Source organism: Halomonas huangheensis (genome assembly GCF_001431725.1).
Lineage (GTDB): Bacteria > Pseudomonadota > Gammaproteobacteria > Pseudomonadales > Halomonadaceae > Halomonas > Halomonas huangheensis.
On sequence record NZ_CP013106.1, the window covers coordinates 1,516,265 to 1,533,260 of the forward strand.

Genomic DNA, 16,996 nt, shown 5'->3' on the forward strand with positions numbered 1-16,996 from the left:
ATACTGCGCAAGCCGTGAGTGTCAGCGACGCTGGGCGTGGAGCAGGAACTCGCGGTTGCCGTCTCCGCCGAGAATCGGACTGTCCTGCCAGTGCTGGATATCCAGTTGGAACTCCGCGCAGCACTGACGGATGCGTTGTTCCACCTCTGAGTAGCGGCGAGGGTCGGTGACCAGTCCACGGTCATCGACTCCTCCCGGCCCCACTTCGAACTGCGGCTTGACCAGTGAAATCAACGGAGCACCGCTCGGCAGCAGGGCGGCGATCTCCGGCAGGATCAAGGTCTGAGAAATGAACGAGACGTCCATGACTGCCGCGCCCAATGGGCCCTGTTCGGCGATGGCGGTAATCAACCGGGGATCTTCGCTCATGGCGCGGGCATTGAGACCTTCCAGACAGGTGATGCGTGGGTCGTCGACAAGTCCGGCATCCAACTGGCCGTGTCCGACTTCAATGCCGATCACATGGTTGGCGCCGAAGCTTAGCGCGCAGTCGCTGAAGCCGCCGGTGGACTGACCGACATCCAGTACAGTCAGATCCTTTAGATCGAGACTCAGGGTATGCAGCACGGCCTCGAGTTTGAGACCGGCGCGCGAGACATAACGCTCTTCTGGATCCTCTTCGACCAGCAGCTCCAGTTCTTCGGGACACTTCTCACCAGGGCGCGTCAGTACCTTGCCATCGATGGCGCGGCGCACACGGCCATGGCGAATCAGTCGTTGGGCGCGAGTACGCGAACGGGCGTGTCCCTGACTGACAAGTAATTGGTCGAGGCGCGGCATGACAACATCCTGGGCAGCTGATGGCGGCGCCAGTATGCCATAATGACCAGCCTGCTCGGGTAATCGAAAGGAAGGACATGGATCGTCAGCGCTGTTTGTCACTGATACGTTCTCTGGCGCTCGGTGCTGTGGGCGGCGCGTTGTTCTCGCTGACCGGCCTGCCTCTGGCATGGATGCTCGGGCCACTGGTCGCCAATCTGATCGCCGCCAATCGTGGTATTCCTGTTGAGATTCCTGAGCGAGTGCGCAGTGGGTTTCTCGGTGTCATGGGATTGGTGCTCGGCAGCCAGGTCACACCGGAACTGGCCGATCAGGTCACTGATTGGGGGCTATCGGCACTGATTCTGATACTCGGTGTGGCGGCCTCGACCTTCGCCGCTGCCTTCTGGTATCGCAAGCGGGGCTTCGATAGCACCAGTGCGCTGTTTGCTTCTGCTCCTGGTGCCATGACTGCGATGATCATCATGGGTGAGGAGAGTGGTGGCGATCCTGCTCGTATTGCCATCGCGCAGTCATTGCGTGTGGTGCTGGTGATTCTGCTGTTGCCACCATTATTCTGGGCTATGGAGGACCCGGTAACCGCTGTGGGGCAGACGGCGACACAGTTTGCCGGGCTATGGCTGTTGCTGGGGATTGCACCGGCGATCTGGCTGGGAACACTGGTGCGTTTGCCGACACCGGCACTGCTTGCACCGCTGCTGTTGGCTGCCGTGTTGTCGGGTTTCGATCTTGCTCACTTCGCCTTGACCGACCATGCCATGAACGTGGTGTTGTGGGTGTTGGGTAGCTCCATCGGCGCGCGCTTTCGCGGTTTGACCGGCGCAGTCTTTACGCGATACCTGGTCGACGCCAGTGTTGCCACCGTGATTGCGCTGGCAGTGTTGGCGGTATTCGCCGAGGCGATCCATCAACTGGTGGGAGTGCCACGGGATGTGGCGATGTTGGCGCTGGCGCCGGGGGGAATTGGCGAGATGGCCATTGTCGCGTTGGCATTGGACCTGGATCCGGTCTTTGTCGCCTTTCACCATCTGCTGCGCATGGTGCTGTTGATGTTCGCTGCGCCCTTTATGGCGCGCTGGATTCAGCGACGCAAGGCCGCTGAATAGCGCTCGGTTCTCAGCTTCTTGCTTCCAGCTTTCAGCCGCCGGTGGGGTTTTCGGCCTGAAGATCGGTCGGTGGAATCCGGCTGGCGCCCCAACTGTTGTGCAGTAGGTTGATCACCTCTTCCAGTTCCCGCTCGGTGACTTCGGCGAGTTCGCCATGCTCGAGAGGGTCGTGGTGGAAGATATACAGGCGTGAAGCGAACTGGGCGAAGGGCAGAGAAGCCTCTCCGAAGCGTTCGCCGTTGCCGGCCGTACTGACCTTGACCCCATCACCCCAATCCTGCCCGCTATCGTTGTTGGGGTTGAAGAAGTACACCCTCATTACGCCACTCGGGTCCAGAGCCGAACGCAGAATGGTGATGGCATGCCAGCCGATGAAGCGCGCGGCGCTATCGGTGATGGCGATCCCGGCGGGCTGCGGATGAATCAGGGGCTGATTGCCGTTGTAGACGGGATGGTAGCTGGCATAGAAGTGACGCAGAAAGGTGTCCAGATCGCTGAGCTGGCCAGTGGCGACATCCACGTTGATACGAAAGCCGCGCCCGGCCCACCAGCCATGAAATTCAGGATTGATCCAGCGATGTGGGTCACCTTCTCGGCCGATACAGCGGCGTCCCATCTCGGCGTAGATACGGTCGAGGTGCGGTACCACCAGCAACGATACCGGGTCGAGGTCGAGGGGGAGCGTCTTCGCGACGCCGCCGAGGCTTTCCTGTGAGGAGATCGGCTGACCCTCGAAGTGCATGATGAGCTCATCGTCCCGTGCCGCCCAGGTGACCATCTGCAGCAGATAGTCCGGGTCATTGAAGGACCACATCGATAGCGCGCGGGCCGACTGACAAGTCGGGTTATTGCCCTGGCCGATACCCAGCGGCAAGCCCAGCACGCAAAGCACTCCCTCCATCAGGCGAGCGCGATGCGAAACACTGTCGCCAAAGGCGGCGAACAACCGTGCTTCAGACCATTCGGAGAGGGGCAGGCCCAACTGCCGCCATAGACTGGGAGCAATGGGGGGTTGATAGAGGATGCCCCGTTCCAGAGTCAACGCGAGTCCGTAGGCGGCCTGTGCGGTCTGGGGATGAACCGAGGTACGAATGATGGTGTGGACCAGCTCGTGGTAGCAGAACAGGCAGTCGCGGCCGGTGGCCGACAGACCCAGGGCTTCGGCCAGCAACTGGTCGCCGTAGTCGAGTAGGTGACGCAGTAGCACCGGGTGATAGGGCGATACCAGCCCTGTGTCGTGCATAGCACGAGCGAAGCCAGTAGCCTCGTACTGCAGTGCTCCGGCGTCCATACCGGCCAGTCGTTCACGGTAGACGTCAACTCCCGGGTCTTCGCGGCAGGCCTGAGTAGGGCCGTACAGCGAACTGACCAGGCGGTCGGCACCCTGACCACTGGTGGCCAGGTCGATGTCGGGGTCGGCCTGACACAAGGCGATCTGAGTGATCATCTGCTTGACGGGTTCGACCTGAATCGGGCGTTGTTGCAGGATGCGCCAGATTTCCTGGATAAGCTTGTCGATGACGTGCTCATAACCGATGCGTGAGGCGATGTGTTGGACCAGAAGACGCGGTAACTGCGCAAGGCGCCCCTGTGTCTCTCGCTCTGCTTCGGAGGGAGCTGTAAATAGCAATGACAGATTGAGAGCCATCACCTGGGTAAGAAAGTGGTGGGCACTTTCATCACTGATCAAGGTATGGCGATACAGCCCCTTGGCGACGGCCAGCATGCGGAGCTGGCTGAGTGCTTCAATAACTACCAGGGTGGCGTCAGCACTCTGCAATGAGCTGTGGCTGAGAGATGGAACCAGAATCTGTGGCAGGGCCCAGTCCGATCCAGCGAAGATTTGCGCTGACTCGAGCCATTCGGCTCGCTCTTCGATAGCCGCGCATCCACCTTCCTGCATCATCGCGCGTCTGGCGAGGTCGAGTACCTGAGGCACTTTCGCCGGTTTGGCGAAGTCGGGCGACTCGCTGAGTTGTGTGATGCTGGCATCCAGCTTCTCCAGCAGGCTCTGCAGTCTGTCATTGCCCGCTGTATGCGGGGGATTGGGGGGAGTCACGCAGGCTCCTTGATCATCAGTTCAATGTCACGACTGTATACGAAGTGCGCAATGCCCGACACTTTCATCTGCTGTTGTCAGGTATTCAGCGAATCAAGTGCTCAGTACCAGGTATCAGTAACAAGTGCTCAGGAGCACAGGGGCTGAAGCCCCTGTGTGACCAGTTTTGAAACCTCAAATACGTATTTGGACCTCTATACGTATTTGAACCTCTATACGTAGTAGTCGAGCTCTTCCTGTTCTTTCAGCAGGTCACGCAGGGTAACCGCATCATCGCCACGGAAGTACACCAGTCCCCAGTGTGTACCGAAGGCCGTACGCTTGGTAACGGTCTCTTCAACCGGTGGGGTCAGCTCATGGGATTCAAAGTAGGGGTGGTCCTCCACCTGCTCGGGAATCTCCAGACGGCTGACGACGCGACGGCGTGGATACACCCCGAAGCAGCCAGCAAAGCCATTGGCATCCACGACTTCACGAGGGAAGAACTCTGCGACTTCTTCGGCCGTGGCCTTGGGGTCGAAGACCAGCATGCTGGCCTGATAGGCGCTGAACCCATAGACACGCTCCAGCAGTTCGAAGACCTTGAAGCCCGGTGGACGGTAGGCGACCTCGCCGAAGTACATTTCGCCGTCGCTGGTGACAAAATATTCCGGATGGATCAGGCCGAACTCGATATCAAACGCCTTGATCAGCTTTTCGATCTGTTCGCGTATCTTGTCGCGGTACCGCTCCAGTTCAGGAGAAGCCGGCACGAACACCGAGTAACCCAGCGACACATATTCGGAGATGTTGAGGAAGGCGATCTTGCCGTTATGAATCCATGCCTCAACGGCAAATTCCCAGCCATCAAGGTGAGACTCCATCAGTACCGGAAATTCCTCGTCCGGAATGGCGTCGATCTCGTCGGGGGTGCGAATGACCCGGTGTCCGAGGCAGCCTGCCTTGTCGAAAGCTTTCAGGTGGATGGGATCATTGGGGTCACCGTCCAGCTTGAGCAGTGTCTGGTTGACGCGCTTGAGGAAACGAATCACATCATCCTTGTCGTGTGCTTCCTCGAAGATACCCACGCGAATGCCGCCCAACTGGGCTCGGCGCTTCATCAACGCCTTGTCGCGCAGCAGCAGGGACTGGCCGTAAAGGCGAGGGTGATCCAGCAGCACCGAGTTGATGGCACCGGCCCATTCGACGGTTTCCTCGAACAGCGGAATCGACACGTCGACGCCCATGTCCTTGAGCGTTTCGGCAATTTCCATGGAGCGGTCATTGAGACGCTCGAAGTTCCAGGAAACAAAGGGAATATTGTGCTGAGTACAGTATTCCTCAGCCCAGTCGGGGGCTACCACTACATAGCGGCGGTCGAATTTCTCGGCGGCCTCTACGGCATTCAGGCTCCAGCCCAGTAGGGCGATGTAGCCCTTGTTGGGATCCTTTTTCATGGTGGTACCTCCGGTGGGTAAGGGATGTGGGTCGTGATCTCTCTTTATCGTCTGTACTTGATGTGAGGGGGACGGCAGCCCCGGTCTTGCTTGTTGCCGAGCCAGGAAGAAGAACGCCTGGCGAGTAATGAGCGACAGGCGAATGCTCTCTCTACCCTACACAACTGCTCAAGGAAACGCATGATTGACCCAGTGTATGCGTGATAGAGCAAAGTATGGAGGCCAAGGGTTGAGGTCGTGGTGCGACCTTGGTATAGTGCCCGCCGGCTTGGACAAATCTCTGATTTTCAAGCCGTTCAACAGGCTTCGTCAGCCAATAGCTGGCATGATGTGATAGCCTTGCTGTGGTGGCCCCGTCGGTCCTCCCGCAACGCGAAACTGCGAACCCCGCCAGGCCCGGAAGGGAGCAACGGTAGTGGTGGATGCGTGTGCCGGGATGTGGCTGTCGGGGCCGCCTCCTTTCTGTAGTATCTCTTTGATTTAGCTGGAAATTTCGCCCCTTTAGCCCGCAAGTGGTACAAGGTGGTGGTACGGTTGTGTCTATTTCCTCCCTCGTTTCACCGCCATGAGTGCCTTTCTCTCTGGCCTCTGCCGACAACATCACCTCTGCTGAGGAGAGGGAGACCAATAGTCAGGCTATTCTCTGAGCGACTACAGAGTAGATATGCCATTGCTTTTTCTTTCCCAGCAAGGTCATGCCCTCTGAATTCCTTTCCTGCATATCGATGAGTTTGAAGGCGTGGTTGAAAAGATTTTCTACCTCGTTGCGTGTGTGGATAGTCAGATCATCGCGTCTCATCCTGGCCCAGCAGTCATCTGGCCCCATGAAATGGCCGCAGAAACTGCATCGGTATCAGCCCCAGGCATTTCGTGATTGCCGAACTGGTCCACATCAGAATGGTTGGCGACAGCCGCTAATGGCAGTGCTATCGCAATGATTGCGATGGCACTTGTTTTCATGATGTTCTTTCGCCCTTGGCGAGGGGCGGACGCCTGTGGCGCCCGCCGGTGAGTCTTTACGTTTTATGGCTCGACCTTGACGAGGTCGTCCGGTTTCCAGGTCTGGTCGTAGAAGGCGTCCTCGGCGCCATAGAGCCGCAGAACGGCGACGAAGTTCCGTCCCGGTACTGTCTTGATGAAGGCGGCATCTTCCACCCCTTCGGGTTGTTCCGGTCCGAAATAGAGATCGATGGATCCGTCGTCGTTCTTCGGAATGTCGTAATACCCATTGGTCGAGGGCAGAAGCTGGTCGGTCTCGGGCATCGTACCGTCGGTGACATTGTAAGCGGTCACCGCCCAGAAGAGCGCCGCCGGAATGTCTGCTGGCAGGTGCAGCTTGTAGGTCTGGCCTCCTTCAAGCAGGTCGCCGTCGGCATCGCGGATCGTGAAGGGGTATTTCGAACCCGCGCCGGTCGTGCGCATCACCATCGCCGGGGCCGAGGAATAGGCATACTGGAAGAAGCGTGACCGTGCGCCGAGATCGAGGTAGCTTTCCTGCATCCATTCGGCCGTGCCTGCCGCCCAGGCGCGCTCCCACTGACGGTCCTCGTAATACTTGCTGCGTCCGTCCTCGCGGCCAAGCTGTGCCGAGGCGAGGATCATCTTCGGTGCGTCGACGACTGCCTTTCCCAGCGCCTCGCGCTGCCAGTCGTTTGGCTCGAAGGGCTGGCCCTTGATGATGCCGATCGAGGCCAGAACACCGCGCAATTCGGGAGTGATCGCTTCGACAGGTTCGTAATCGACGAACTCCTTGAGCTTGGTCCAGTATTCCATATCCGTCGGATACATCATGTCGAGGCGCTGGCCGCTGGCGTTCGGAAACTCCATCGCGGGGATGTTCTTTTCCTCGGCCCAGAGGGGGTAGATCCGCGTTTGTTCGGCGGTCTCGACGGCGGGTGCCGGATCTGGCTCACCATCGCCCTGGCCCATGATGGTGCGGAAGAACAGGAACACGTTGTAGGTCGAGGACTCGAACGCCATGTAGCTGGACGGTACGTGGCCTTCATAGCCCGGTGGCAGCAGCAGGTAGAGCCCGCCACGTGCCCGGTCTGGACCGATCGCGCCGACATCGGTGATCGTACGCTGGAAGAAGTCGGTGAACATGCCAATGACATTCGGCGGTGCCTTCACGACCAGCGGACCGGTCTCCTTCAGGTCGAGATAGGTCATCGAATAGATCACGTCGGCATTGGGCGTTGGCACCCAGGCGCGGCTGTCCATCCGGTCCTTCCAGATCGGAAGGACGTTGTAGCCTTCGCCAAAGGTTTCCTGGGATCCGTCGCGCATGCCGATCACGTTCAATGCGGGCAGCATCGTCATGTAGGCATAGACCGCGCGCTGGTAGTAGACCTCGGCCAACAGCGACTGCGCTTCGTCCTCAGCCAGCCAATTGCCGTCGTTGATCTGCCCTACAAGGGGAGACATGTCAGTTGAGCCAGTATCCTGTGCGAAGAGGGGAGATCCCATTATCGACAGTGAGGCGATCAAGCTGGCAGCAGAAATATTCCGAAGGTGAGAGCCAGGCATACGAGTCTCCTGAAATCATGGATGTCTCATTGCCAGGCTGGTGAGGGTCGCTCGCCAGCCTGGCAGGCTGCTGGGTGTGACGTTATTCAGCAACTTCAATGGCAGGCGGCTGCCATGATCCATCAAGAATGGCGTCCTTGCCCCAGTAAGCGCGGATGTAGAGCGAGAAATTCTCCTCGGGAGCAGGTAGCCAGTTGCTTTCGGGAGCATCTTCAGGCTTCGTCGCGCCAACATGAATGGTCAGTGACCCGTCGTCGTTCATCTGGAGGTCAGTGTTCTTGGTCCCCAGCGAATAGCGGCCCAGGTCGTTATCGGCAAAGAAATGCGCCTCGTCATACATGGTCATTGACCAGAAGCCGTTGACCGGCGGCAGAGCGTCTGCCGGGAAGGTGACTGTGTAGCTGTTCGAGCCCACGAGCTGTTCGCCCGAGGCGTCGTAATCGGTGTAGAAGTACTGCGTCTCGTTCGGACGGTTGTCGAACATGTTGGACCGCGCTGTGCCGGTGCGGTCGTAATAATCAACTCCCCATTCGGCGTTGTTCGTCGAGCGGTTCCAGCCGTTGCCGGCAGGTCTGCCGTTGTGTTCCCAGCGCAGGAAGGGCTTGATAACCTCCTCGTCGGTGGCGATGGCCTCGTCGACGAGCACCTGCTTGATGTCAGGATCGCGCTCCGCAAGGTCGAGCAGCCAGCGGAACTGGGCATACATCGCTTCTTCGCCAGGCAGTGGTGCCACGGCATCGAGGACTCCGCCCAACTGGTCGAAGTAGTTCTCGGGCACGACCCACTGGGTTTCGCCGCCACCGCCGCTGTCACTGGGGTTCGGGATCGCCGGTGCTTCGCTCCAGTCGATGGTCTTCATCTCACCGTCGAAGTCGGCCAGCGGATAGACGACGACCTGATCGATCAGGTCCTGTATGGCGGCTCGGTCCTCGTCGGTGTCGTTCATGAAGACGCGCGGGACGATGTTGGCCAGCGAGGTCGAGGATTGGATGACACCAGTGATGCCTTCAGGTGTTTCGCCATCCCAGTTCGGCCCAACCATCAGGTAGAAGCCAGGCTTGGTGTCATAGGGTTTGCCCAGTTCACCAAACTGGTCCGTACGCTGGTCATAAGCCGCATAGACCCAGAAGCGATCTCCGAAATCGGGTACTTGCACAACCACCGGTTCTTCGTCGAGGTCGAAGAAGCCGAGACCGTAGACGACGTCCTGGTTCGGGCAGGCGATAAACCGCTGGCTGGGCTCAATATAGTCTGCGAGCATGCCGATCTGACCGCGCGGTGCCACCGGAAGAACACCGCCCAGGCGGCCCGGCTCCGGCGCCTGAGTGATCTGGTCATGCCGGTTCTGCATGTTCACCATCGGCCAGCCCCAGAGATAGGCGGTGCGGGCCAGTGCCTTGATGTATTCGGGGTGCGGCGTGACCTCGGCCGACGGCATATTGAGGTCAGAGAAGCTTTGCGCGGGGGGCTGCTGGGCCAGTGCTGCTGATGTTCCCAATAGACACGTGCTGAGCAGCGCCACCTTGAAAAGTGAAGCTGTTGGTTTCATCGTCATTCTCCCTTTGAATCATCGCGAAATGCGTGGGACTTCCTTTTACTGGACACACCTGGCATCTAGCTTAGTACAACATAGTTAATATGCTGTTTTATTAAAAAAAATAGACAGCTGGTGCGAGCTGTCTACGTCGTTTGTGCCAAATCCTCGGTGTGCGTGACTTCAGGAATGGTCGCGTCAATCGCCTTGGCCTGCGTTTCGCAGAGCAGTTCGCCGAACAAACGCTGGCTGGCGCAGTAGCGGGTCGTCCAGATGTGTTGACCCAGACGACCATCGCGATTTAATGGGCAGGGCCTGACGTGATGAGTGTATCCCTACAGATGCCACTCCAGGTTGAAGGTCACGGCATCGGTATCGACGCCAGGCTTGTCGTGGTTACCGTACTTGTTGCGCCAGAATTCATATCCTGCACCGATCCAGACTTGATTGCTCTCTCCCCAGACCATTTCACCGACGTCCATCATCAGCGATGAACGGATCAGACGCTCGGGCTTGGTCTCGGTGCCGAAATAGTCTTCGCCCTTGGGGCCGTTGTAGTTGAAGAAACCCTGGAACTTCAGCGGCATGGGTCCAGCATTGAAAGGGACACCCCAGGCGACGTTGAATTGGTAGTAGGGATCGAACGAGACATCGTTTTCGTTGCCGGGCAAGCTGCAAGCTTCGAGCCCACAGTGATTCCACTCGCGAGCGTAGTACAGGCTGACATCAAGAAAGCCGACGGGAATGTCGAACTTCAAGGTTGGACCTACGGCAACGAAGCGTTTGCGTGGTGCAAAGGCGCTGTTCTTGGTGTTGAGATCAAAGCCGGCGGTCAGCGCGACATCCTTTATCGGGCCGAATGCCAGCGGTTCGCCGAAGACCTTGCCGTAATGCAATTGGTGACGGTAGGCCAGGTAGGCTTCGGTGGCTCCGCTGTCACTATTGTTCGCGGGATCTTCATCACCTGATTGCAGCACGTCCAGGTTGAAGTAGTTCTGGCCATAGGTGTAACCGCTGGCGTGGGAGACCTGAAGGATGTTCTTGGTGACGTCTTCAGAGTTGCCTGGTTCGCTGAACTGTGTGCCATAACGATAGCCGATGAAGGTATCGCTCCATGTCATGGCCTGAGCGCTGGAAGCACATACAAGGGTCAAGCTGCCAATGGCAGCAACTGCTGAGGCGGTCTTTTTCATTGTGATTATCCTGATGAATTATTATGTAGAGCCAGTTTGATTTAGCGGTTTCTTATGTAGTGCAGTGCACGGTTGATGGCGCAGACCATGGCTGGCCTGCGGTGTGGGGAATGGAGGATGCGTTGATCAGACTGATCAATAGAGCTTCTTCTGGGGAGGGCCAGAGAACTCGAGCGGCCCGACGTTATTCATGTCGACTTCGACGACAGCGGGACCGTCATATCCCACGGCTTCAGCGATTACCGACTGAAAGTCATCGCCATGACTGACTTTCCAATGGGGTAGGTCAAGGGCCGCCGCCATGGCCTGAAAGTCAGGTGTGTGCAGGTCGTTGTAATATTGACGACCATCGAAGTACTTTTTCTGTATGCCGCGCATCACGCCGTAACCACCGTCGTTCATGACCACCAGCGTCATGTCGAGGGATTCCTGGGCGAGTGTGGCGAGTTCGCCGACCATCAGCATCAGCCCGCCATCACCGACGATGGTCACGACCTTGCGTCCCTCTGCACCCACGGCACAGCCGATACCGGTGGCCAGGCCCTGGCCGATGGCGCCGGCCAGAGAATGGATGTTGGTCAGCGGGAGTTCGATCGGCAGCAGACGGCTTCCCCAGGTGCTGCCGGAAACGGTGATGTCGCGGACGAACACGCCATCTTCGGGCAGGGCATCACGAATGGCATCGCTCAGCCTGGCGTATTCACCGACCTGCTTGCGCAGTGCCTTCTCGGCATCCTGTACGGCTCGCGCAACAGCGTTGTCGAAGTCGGCATCAGGGGTGAACTTGCCTTCGAGCCGCTCGGCCAGGCGAGCCAGCACATCGCCACACTCGCCGCACAGGAAGGTGTCGGCAGTGTAGTTGCGCTGTGCTGCGGCAGGGTCGACATCGATCTGCACCAGCGGATGGGGGAGTTCCACGGAGTAAGTACGGGTTTCATTGCTGCGCAGGCGTGAGCCGGCCACCAGCATCAGATCGCTCTGCGCGTAAAGCTCCTCCACCGCCGGGGCACTGTGGAAGGCGCGCAGGCTGCGCGGATGGCTGTCAGCCAGTACGCCACGGGCATGAGTGCTGGACACCACCGGCAGGCCAATATCCGCCAGGCGGCGCACGGCATCGCCTGCCTCGAGGCAGCCACCGCCAATCCACAGCATGGGGCGCCTGGCGGCCAATACCTGCTCGGCCAGGCGCTCGATCTCGGCATCGGTCACCGGTGCTGGCGCAGCAGCTTGTACCGGCGTTGACTCTACCCAATCCACTTCACTGGCCTGGATATCGATGGGGATCTCGATGCTGACCGGACCACGCGGCAGGGTCATGGCTTCCTGAATGGCGCGATGCAGCAAGGGCACCACCTGCTCGGCGGTGTTGGCCCGGTAGGCACGTTTGGAGCAGGCCTGGAGGAAGCCCATCTGGTCGCGGGTCTCGTGAATGAAGCCGGCGTCGCGATCCAGGTAGGCCTGTTCGACCTGGCCGGTGATATGCAGTAGTGGAGTGCCGGCATTCAGGGCTTCGAGCATGGCGCCCACCGCATTACCGGCTCCGGCGCCGGTGCTGGTCAGGGCAACGCCGAGTCCGCCCATGCGGGTATGCCCGTCGGCCATGGTCACTGCGCCTGCCTCGCCACGCGAGGGAACGAAGCGCACGCGCTGGCGCTGGCCAATGGCATCGGCAATCGGCAGGTTATGGATGGAGATGACGCCGTAGACGGCCGAGACCGAATAGGCTTCCAGAGTACGAGCGACGGCTTCGCCCACGGTAATGGTTGTCATGGTGATTCCTCTATGGCGATGAGCGCTTAGTCGCACCAGTTCATGGGAGTGGCATCGAGGCCCAGATACAGGCTCTTCTGCTGCATGTAGGCGTGGATGCCCTGGCGTCCTTTTTCACGCCCGAGGCCGCTGTCCTTGTAGCCGCCGAAGGGTGTCGAGATGGAGAATTTCTTGTAGGTGTTGATCCACACCGTGCCGGCCTCGAGTTTGCTGGCCAGGCGCAAGGCACGTTGGTAGTCGCGGCTCCAGATGCCGGCGGCCAGACCATAGGCATTGTCGTTGGCCAGGCCGACCAGCTCGTCTTCGTCGTCATAGGGCAGGGCGACCAGCACCGGGCCGAAGATTTCCTCCTGGCAAACCGTGCTGTCGTGGGCCAGGCCGTCGATCAGGGTCGGCAGGTAGAAGCTGCCATTGCTCAGTTCGGGCGAGTCAGGAATCCTGCCACCGGCGCGAATATTGCCGCCTTCCTCGCGGGCTCGCTCGACGTAGGCTGCGACACTGTCACGATGCCTTTCACTGATAAGTGGGCCGAGGTGAATGCCTGGTGTCTCGGGGTGGCCAACGCGCAGGTTGCGGGTAATGGCGGTCAGGCGCTCGATAGCTTCGTCGTAGAGGCGACGCTGGATGAACAGCCGAGAACCGGCAATGCAGGCCTGTCCTGCGGAGCTGAAAATGCCGTAGGCCACGCCTTTGATGGCCTGCTCCAGATCGGCGTCCTCGCAGATGATCGTCGGTGACTTGCCACCCAGTTCCAGCGAAGTACCAATCAGCTTGTCAGCGGCAATATGCGCCAGGTGACGGCCGGTATTAGTGCCTCCGGTGAAGGAGATCTTGCGTACCTTGGGGTGACGCACGATGGCTTCGCCGATCACGCTGCCACGTCCAGGCAACACGCTGAGCAGGCCCTTGGGCAAGCCCGCTTCCTCGAAGAGTTCAGCGAGCTTGAGTGCCAGCAGCGGAGTGGCCTCGGCGGGCTTGAGCACCACAGCGTTGCCGCCGGCCAGCGCGGGGGCAATCTTCTGCATTTCGCTGGCAATCGGCGAATTCCATGGGGTGATCGCGGCAATGACACCCAGAGGCTCGTACTGGCTGAGGGTCATGAAGTCGCTGTTACGCTGGGTCGGCAGTTCACCTTCCAGGGTTTCACAGGCGGCGGCGAAGTAGCGGGCCGTGGCGGCGGCACTGGCCACCAGGCCACGCGCTTCGGCCAACGGCTTGCCATTGTCGCGGGTCTGCAGCGCTGCCAGGTCGTCCACGCGTGCCTTGATCAGGTCACTGACGCGGTACAGCACCTCGGCCCGCTCATGGGGCTGGCGGCCACGCCAGCAAGGCACACGCCAGGCGGCATCGGCGGCTTGCACCGCATCCTCGACATCCTCGAGGCTGGCGGCATTGAGTTCGGCATTGATCGAGCCATCGGCAGGGAAGCGCGACACCATGAGGTCGCCGCGGCCTTCACGCCATTCGCCGGCGACGAAAATCTTGTCGGTCATGTCAGAACCTCCGCTTAGAACGAGACCGGCTCAAGCACCTGACGGCAGGCGCGAACCACCGACAGGGCGGCGAGGGTCGAGGTCTTGGGATTGCTTTCCAGTGGGTGGCCGTTGAGCTCGATACTGAACTCACCAAAGCGCCCGCTGGCATGGATTCGATGGGTGTTGCGGCTAGTGGCCGGGTCAACTGCGAGCTGCACTCGGGTGTTGCGCATACCGAGTCCGGCCAGCGCGATAGTGGCGGCCACGTTGGAGTTGGCCGGGAACAGGCGCGCAGCTTCACCGGCGTCGCCCTCGAAGAACACCGTGCGCTCACTGACGGCATCCAGGTCGATCAGCGTTTCGGCATGGCTGCCTTGCCAACTGCGTGGGGCCTTGCAGGCTTCATAGACAACCTCGTCCAGCCCCCCTTCGCGAGCCGCCGCCAGGCCATCCATGCCGGCCACGGCGCCTGACAGTAACTGCATACGGCCACCGCCTTCCCGGGCGGCAGTAGCCAGGCGCTGATAGAGGGCTTCGTCAGCCAACGCTCCGGTAGCCACCACGGCCATGGTCAGGCCACGATGCAGCACGGCTTCGCCATGCTCGGCCAGGCCGGGCTGGCCGGCGCATTCGACCACCAGGTCCGGGGCTTCGCTGCACTGATCAATGCGGGTCAGTACGCTGACCTTGTCGGCCAGACGGTCGCGGACCTGGGTGGCAAAGGCTTCCGGTACCACTACCCAGGCCAGTTCCATGCCGTCGGGAAGCAGGCGGTGTACTTCGGCGCCCATTGCGCCATAGCCGATCATCAGGAGTCGCTTTGTCATTGAGGATTCTCCGGTGGGTCCCGCATCCAGGGTCATAGGTGACGGTTGAAGCCACCGGAGACATCCAGGGCGGCGCCGGTGGTGAAAGAGGCCATGGGGGAGGCGAGAAAGACCAGTGCGCGTGCCGGCTCCTGAGGATATCCAAGGCGGCCCATGGGAATGCCACGCTTGCTGGCGATGGCAGCGATCCACTCTTCCCAGCTCTGCGATGGGTCATCGCGTTGCTCGAAGCGACGTCGCCATTGGCCGGATTCGACCATGCCCAGCAGGATGGAGTTGACGCGAATTCCTTCCTTGATCAGCTCGTGAGACAGCGAATGCGTCATGTTGAGCAGGGCCGCGCGTGCAGCGGAGGTGGCAATCATGTGGGTCTCGGGCTGCAACGCCAGCAGTGAGTTGACGCAGGTCAGCGAACCGATATCGGAAGCTGCCAGTTGGCGGCGAAAGGCGTTCATTGGATTGAGCACGCCGAACAGCTTGAGGTTGGTCTCGGACAACCAGGCTTCTTTGGGGGTGTCGTCGAGATGGGCAACATAGCCCTGGCCAGCGTTGGCGATCAGCATGTCGGCAGCACCGAAGCGCTCGGATACTGCGGCAGCGAACGCCTCGCAGGAATCGGAATCGAGCACATCGCATGTCGCGGTCAGCAACTCGGCCTGGGGAAATTCCCGAGTCAGTTCGGTCCGCGCGGTTTCGAGGCGCTCGTGGTTGCGGCCACACATGGCCACTTTGGCACCATGGGCCAGCAGCAGGCGTACTGTTTCCAGGCCAATACCTGAGGAGCCCCCGGTGACGACGGCTACCCGCTCTTCGATCATGAAACTCATGGCTGGGTCCTCATTGCGTCTTGAGCAGTGGGCGAGAGAATGTGTCGACGACGTCGGCAAAGGCCTGCGGTGCATCGATATAGCTGGCGTGTCCAGCGCGAGGGATCGCGTGATAGGGCAGCCCGAGTCGTTCGGCCAGGGCCCGTGAAGCCTGCGGCGTGGTGATGCGATCCTCATCGCCACACAGCACGGTTGCGGGAACGTTCAGGCCGCCGCTCAGATAGCCCTCCAGAGCATCGTTGGCCAGCATCCAACTGGCCTGGGCGAAGCCTTCGACATGCAGGCGTTGCATGCCTTCGCGTACCCGGGCGATGTCCTCCGGGTTGGCGTCGTCACGCAGCAGTCGCGGAGCGCGGGCTGCTGCGTAGGCCTCGTGACCTTGCTCGGCGAGCATCGTCCAGCGACTGCGATAGACCTCATCACGCTTGTCGGCATCGGCATCGCGATATCCCAGAGCGGGATCGGCCAGGATTACCCCTGCCAGCCTCTCGGGTCTGAGGGCCATGTAGGCACTGGCCATCATGGCGCCGAGTGAGTGGCCGACCAGTACGCAGCGCTTGACGTCCAGCGCATCGAGCCAGGCATCGAGACGTGCGGCATAGTCGCCCGCAGTCGGTTGAGGGCTGCTGAGTGCCTGGCTATCGGCGTAGCCGGGAGCATCCCAGGCCAGCAACCGGTAACCGCCCAGGTGCTCTACCACTGGTGCCCAGGAAGCCGAGCCGGAGCTGATGCCATGCAGCAGCACGATGGCGGGGCCCTCGCCGCTATCCCGCCAGGACTGACGGCCATCAGCCAATGCCAGGCTGCTGGGTGTTGCGTACTGAGATGTCATGGTCTGGGATGTCATGGTCTGGGGTGTCATGGCCGCTTCACTTATCCGTTACGCTTGACGCTCGCCAGCGGGTGATCGTCCGGGTAGGTCGGGATCTGCGGCTTGGGCGTGCCCAGCATCACGCACATCAGGGCTTCCTCTTCGCTCTCGTTGAGCAGGCCGCGATAGATACCCGGTGGCACGGAGATCACATCGCGCTCTTCGAGCACGGTCTCGGTGTAGTTGTCGCCGTCCTTGATGAACAGGCGAATGCTGCCCTTGAGCACGAAGAAGACTTCTTCGACGTCATCGTGGACATGCAGCGGCCCTTCACACTTGGAAGGCAGCACCATGGTCGAGAAGGTGAAGTGTTCGGCCGGAATGGTGTTGGTGTCGTTGGCCACGCCGGTGGCTCCGGTGCCGATATAGCGCATCTGGGCGCGGCGGTATTTGGGGTCGAAGTCAGCCTGAAACTTCAGGGCATTCCAGTCATACTTGCGGCCCTTGAAGCGAGCGATACGTGACTCGATCCAGGTGTCGAAAGGCAGGTCGTCTGGCTTCTTCCAGGTAGCGAACTGTTCGGACATGATCTGTTTCCTCGAAATCGCGCTGATGATGATGAAAGAGGTGCCTTGTTGCGCGTAACCCGTTG

15 protein-coding genes and 1 other RNA gene are annotated in these 16,996 nt (G+C 60.1%); 3 read left to right on the forward strand and 13 right to left on the reverse strand.

The features are described from left to right. Positions 1-21: 21 nt before the first annotated feature. Entirely contained in the window at positions 22-780 is a 759-nt protein-coding gene (locus AR456_RS06835) for a TlyA family RNA methyltransferase (RefSeq protein WP_021820630.1), read from the reverse strand. A 77-nt stretch (positions 781-857) separates the two neighbouring features. Here AR456_RS06835 and AR456_RS06840 point away from each other — a divergent pair, with 77 nt between their 5' ends. Beyond that, positions 858-1,886, forward strand: a complete 1,029-nt coding sequence (locus AR456_RS06840) for an AbrB family transcriptional regulator (RefSeq protein WP_021820631.1) — start codon at positions 858-860, stop codon at positions 1,884-1,886. Between the two features lie 31 nt (positions 1,887-1,917). Here the strand turns inward: AR456_RS06840 and AR456_RS06845 are convergent, their stop codons facing one another. Together AR456_RS06845 and AR456_RS06850 are read right to left on the reverse strand one after the other, a co-directional pair. Further along, positions 1,918-3,945, reverse strand: coding sequence for a hypothetical protein (locus AR456_RS06845; protein ID WP_021820632.1), 2,028 nt, complete (start codon positions 3,943-3,945; stop codon positions 1,918-1,920). 212 nt (positions 3,946-4,157) lie between these two features. Further along, a complete protein-coding gene (locus AR456_RS06850; RefSeq protein ID WP_021820633.1) occupies positions 4,158-5,381 on the reverse strand; it encodes an ATP-grasp domain-containing protein in 1,224 nt (407 codons plus the stop codon). Positions 5,382-5,735: 354 nt separating this feature from the next. Here AR456_RS06850 and ffs point away from each other — a divergent pair. Then, an RNA gene (gene ffs, locus AR456_RS20870) (signal recognition particle sRNA small type) lies at positions 5,736-5,832 on the forward strand. Positions 5,833-6,176: 344 nt separating this feature from the next. Here ffs and AR456_RS21220 read toward each other — a convergent pair. From AR456_RS21220 to AR456_RS06860, 3 genes are all read right to left on the reverse strand, one after another. Next, on the reverse strand, positions 6,177-6,341 hold the full coding sequence (locus AR456_RS21220) for a hypothetical protein (protein ID WP_021820635.1): 165 nt from the start codon (positions 6,339-6,341) through the stop codon (positions 6,177-6,179). A 63-nt stretch (positions 6,342-6,404) separates the two neighbouring features. Continuing rightward, positions 6,405-7,805, reverse strand: a complete 1,401-nt coding sequence (locus AR456_RS06855; RefSeq protein ID WP_202903957.1) for a DUF1254 domain-containing protein — start codon at positions 7,803-7,805, stop codon at positions 6,405-6,407. A 184-nt stretch (positions 7,806-7,989) separates the two neighbouring features. Next, entirely contained in the window at positions 7,990-9,456 is a 1,467-nt protein-coding gene (locus tag AR456_RS06860) for a DUF1254 domain-containing protein (protein ID WP_021820637.1), read from the reverse strand. Positions 9,457-9,614: 158 nt separating this feature from the next. On the opposite strand from AR456_RS06860, the gene AR456_RS21675 reads away from it, so the two are divergent. Continuing rightward, positions 9,615-9,746 (forward strand): hypothetical protein, encoded by a 132-nt coding sequence (locus AR456_RS21675; RefSeq protein ID WP_257721111.1) that lies wholly within the window; start codon positions 9,615-9,617, stop codon positions 9,744-9,746. A gap of 30 nt (positions 9,747-9,776) precedes the next feature. Here the strand turns inward: AR456_RS21675 and AR456_RS06865 are convergent, their stop codons facing one another. The 7 genes from AR456_RS06865 to AR456_RS06895 form a co-directional block, all read right to left on the reverse strand. Then, complete coding sequence (locus AR456_RS06865) at positions 9,777-10,634, reverse strand: hypothetical protein (RefSeq protein WP_021820639.1); 858 nt, start codon at positions 10,632-10,634, stop codon at positions 9,777-9,779. A 135-nt stretch (positions 10,635-10,769) separates the two neighbouring features. Then, a complete protein-coding gene (locus AR456_RS06870) occupies positions 10,770-12,404 on the reverse strand; it encodes a thiamine pyrophosphate-binding protein (protein ID WP_021820640.1) in 1,635 nt (544 codons plus the stop codon). Positions 12,405-12,430: 26 nt separating this feature from the next. Further along, a complete protein-coding gene (locus AR456_RS06875; protein WP_021820641.1) occupies positions 12,431-13,897 on the reverse strand; it encodes an aldehyde dehydrogenase in 1,467 nt (488 codons plus the stop codon). Between the two features lie 14 nt (positions 13,898-13,911). After that, the gene (locus AR456_RS06880) at positions 13,912-14,706 is read right to left on the reverse strand and encodes an aspartate dehydrogenase (protein WP_021820642.1); all 795 of its coding nucleotides are present in this window, start codon (positions 14,704-14,706) and stop codon (positions 13,912-13,914) included. 32 nt (positions 14,707-14,738) lie between these two features. Then, the gene (locus AR456_RS06885) at positions 14,739-15,533 is read right to left on the reverse strand and encodes an SDR family oxidoreductase (protein WP_021820643.1); all 795 of its coding nucleotides are present in this window, start codon (positions 15,531-15,533) and stop codon (positions 14,739-14,741) included. A gap of 10 nt (positions 15,534-15,543) precedes the next feature. Continuing rightward, positions 15,544-16,395, reverse strand: a complete 852-nt coding sequence (locus AR456_RS06890; protein ID WP_021820644.1) for an alpha/beta fold hydrolase — start codon at positions 16,393-16,395, stop codon at positions 15,544-15,546. An 11-nt stretch (positions 16,396-16,406) separates the two neighbouring features. Then, the gene (locus tag AR456_RS06895) at positions 16,407-16,931 is read right to left on the reverse strand and encodes a cupin domain-containing protein (protein ID WP_021820645.1); all 525 of its coding nucleotides are present in this window, start codon (positions 16,929-16,931) and stop codon (positions 16,407-16,409) included. Positions 16,932-16,996 lie beyond the last annotated feature (65 nt).

What these genes read in the sequence shown, in the direction of transcription:
- AR456_RS06890 (WP_021820644.1), bottom strand. Translation starts at nt 16,395, where the DNA reads ATGACACCCCAGACCATGACATCCCAGACCATGACATCTCAGTACGCA.
- AR456_RS06870 (WP_021820640.1), bottom strand. Translation starts at nt 12,404, where the DNA reads ATGACAACCATTACCGTGGGCGAAGCCGTCGCTCGTACTCTGGAAGCC.
- AR456_RS06835 (WP_021820630.1), bottom strand. Translation starts at nt 780, where the DNA reads ATGCCGCGCCTCGACCAATTACTTGTCAGTCAGGGACACGCCCGTTCG.
- AR456_RS06865 (WP_021820639.1), bottom strand. Translation starts at nt 10,634, where the DNA reads ATGAAAAAGACCGCCTCAGCAGTTGCTGCCATTGGCAGCTTGACCCTT.
- AR456_RS06860 (WP_021820637.1), bottom strand. Translation starts at nt 9,456, where the DNA reads ATGAAACCAACAGCTTCACTTTTCAAGGTGGCGCTGCTCAGCACGTGT.
- AR456_RS06875 (WP_021820641.1), bottom strand. Translation starts at nt 13,897, where the DNA reads ATGACCGACAAGATTTTCGTCGCCGGCGAATGGCGTGAAGGCCGCGGC.
- AR456_RS06855 (WP_202903957.1), bottom strand. Translation starts at nt 7,805, where the DNA reads ATGTCTCCCCTTGTAGGGCAGATCAACGACGGCAATTGGCTGGCTGAG.
- AR456_RS21220 (WP_021820635.1), bottom strand. Translation starts at nt 6,341, where the DNA reads ATGAAAACAAGTGCCATCGCAATCATTGCGATAGCACTGCCATTAGCG.
- AR456_RS06885 (WP_021820643.1), bottom strand. Translation starts at nt 15,533, where the DNA reads ATGAGTTTCATGATCGAAGAGCGGGTAGCCGTCGTCACCGGGGGCTCC.
- AR456_RS06880 (WP_021820642.1), bottom strand. Translation starts at nt 14,706, where the DNA reads ATGACAAAGCGACTCCTGATGATCGGCTATGGCGCAATGGGCGCCGAA.
- AR456_RS06840 (WP_021820631.1), top strand. Translation starts at nt 858, where the DNA reads ATGGATCGTCAGCGCTGTTTGTCACTGATACGTTCTCTGGCGCTCGGT.
- AR456_RS06850 (WP_021820633.1), bottom strand. Translation starts at nt 5,381, where the DNA reads ATGAAAAAGGATCCCAACAAGGGCTACATCGCCCTACTGGGCTGGAGC.
- AR456_RS06895 (WP_021820645.1), bottom strand. Translation starts at nt 16,931, where the DNA reads ATGTCCGAACAGTTCGCTACCTGGAAGAAGCCAGACGACCTGCCTTTC.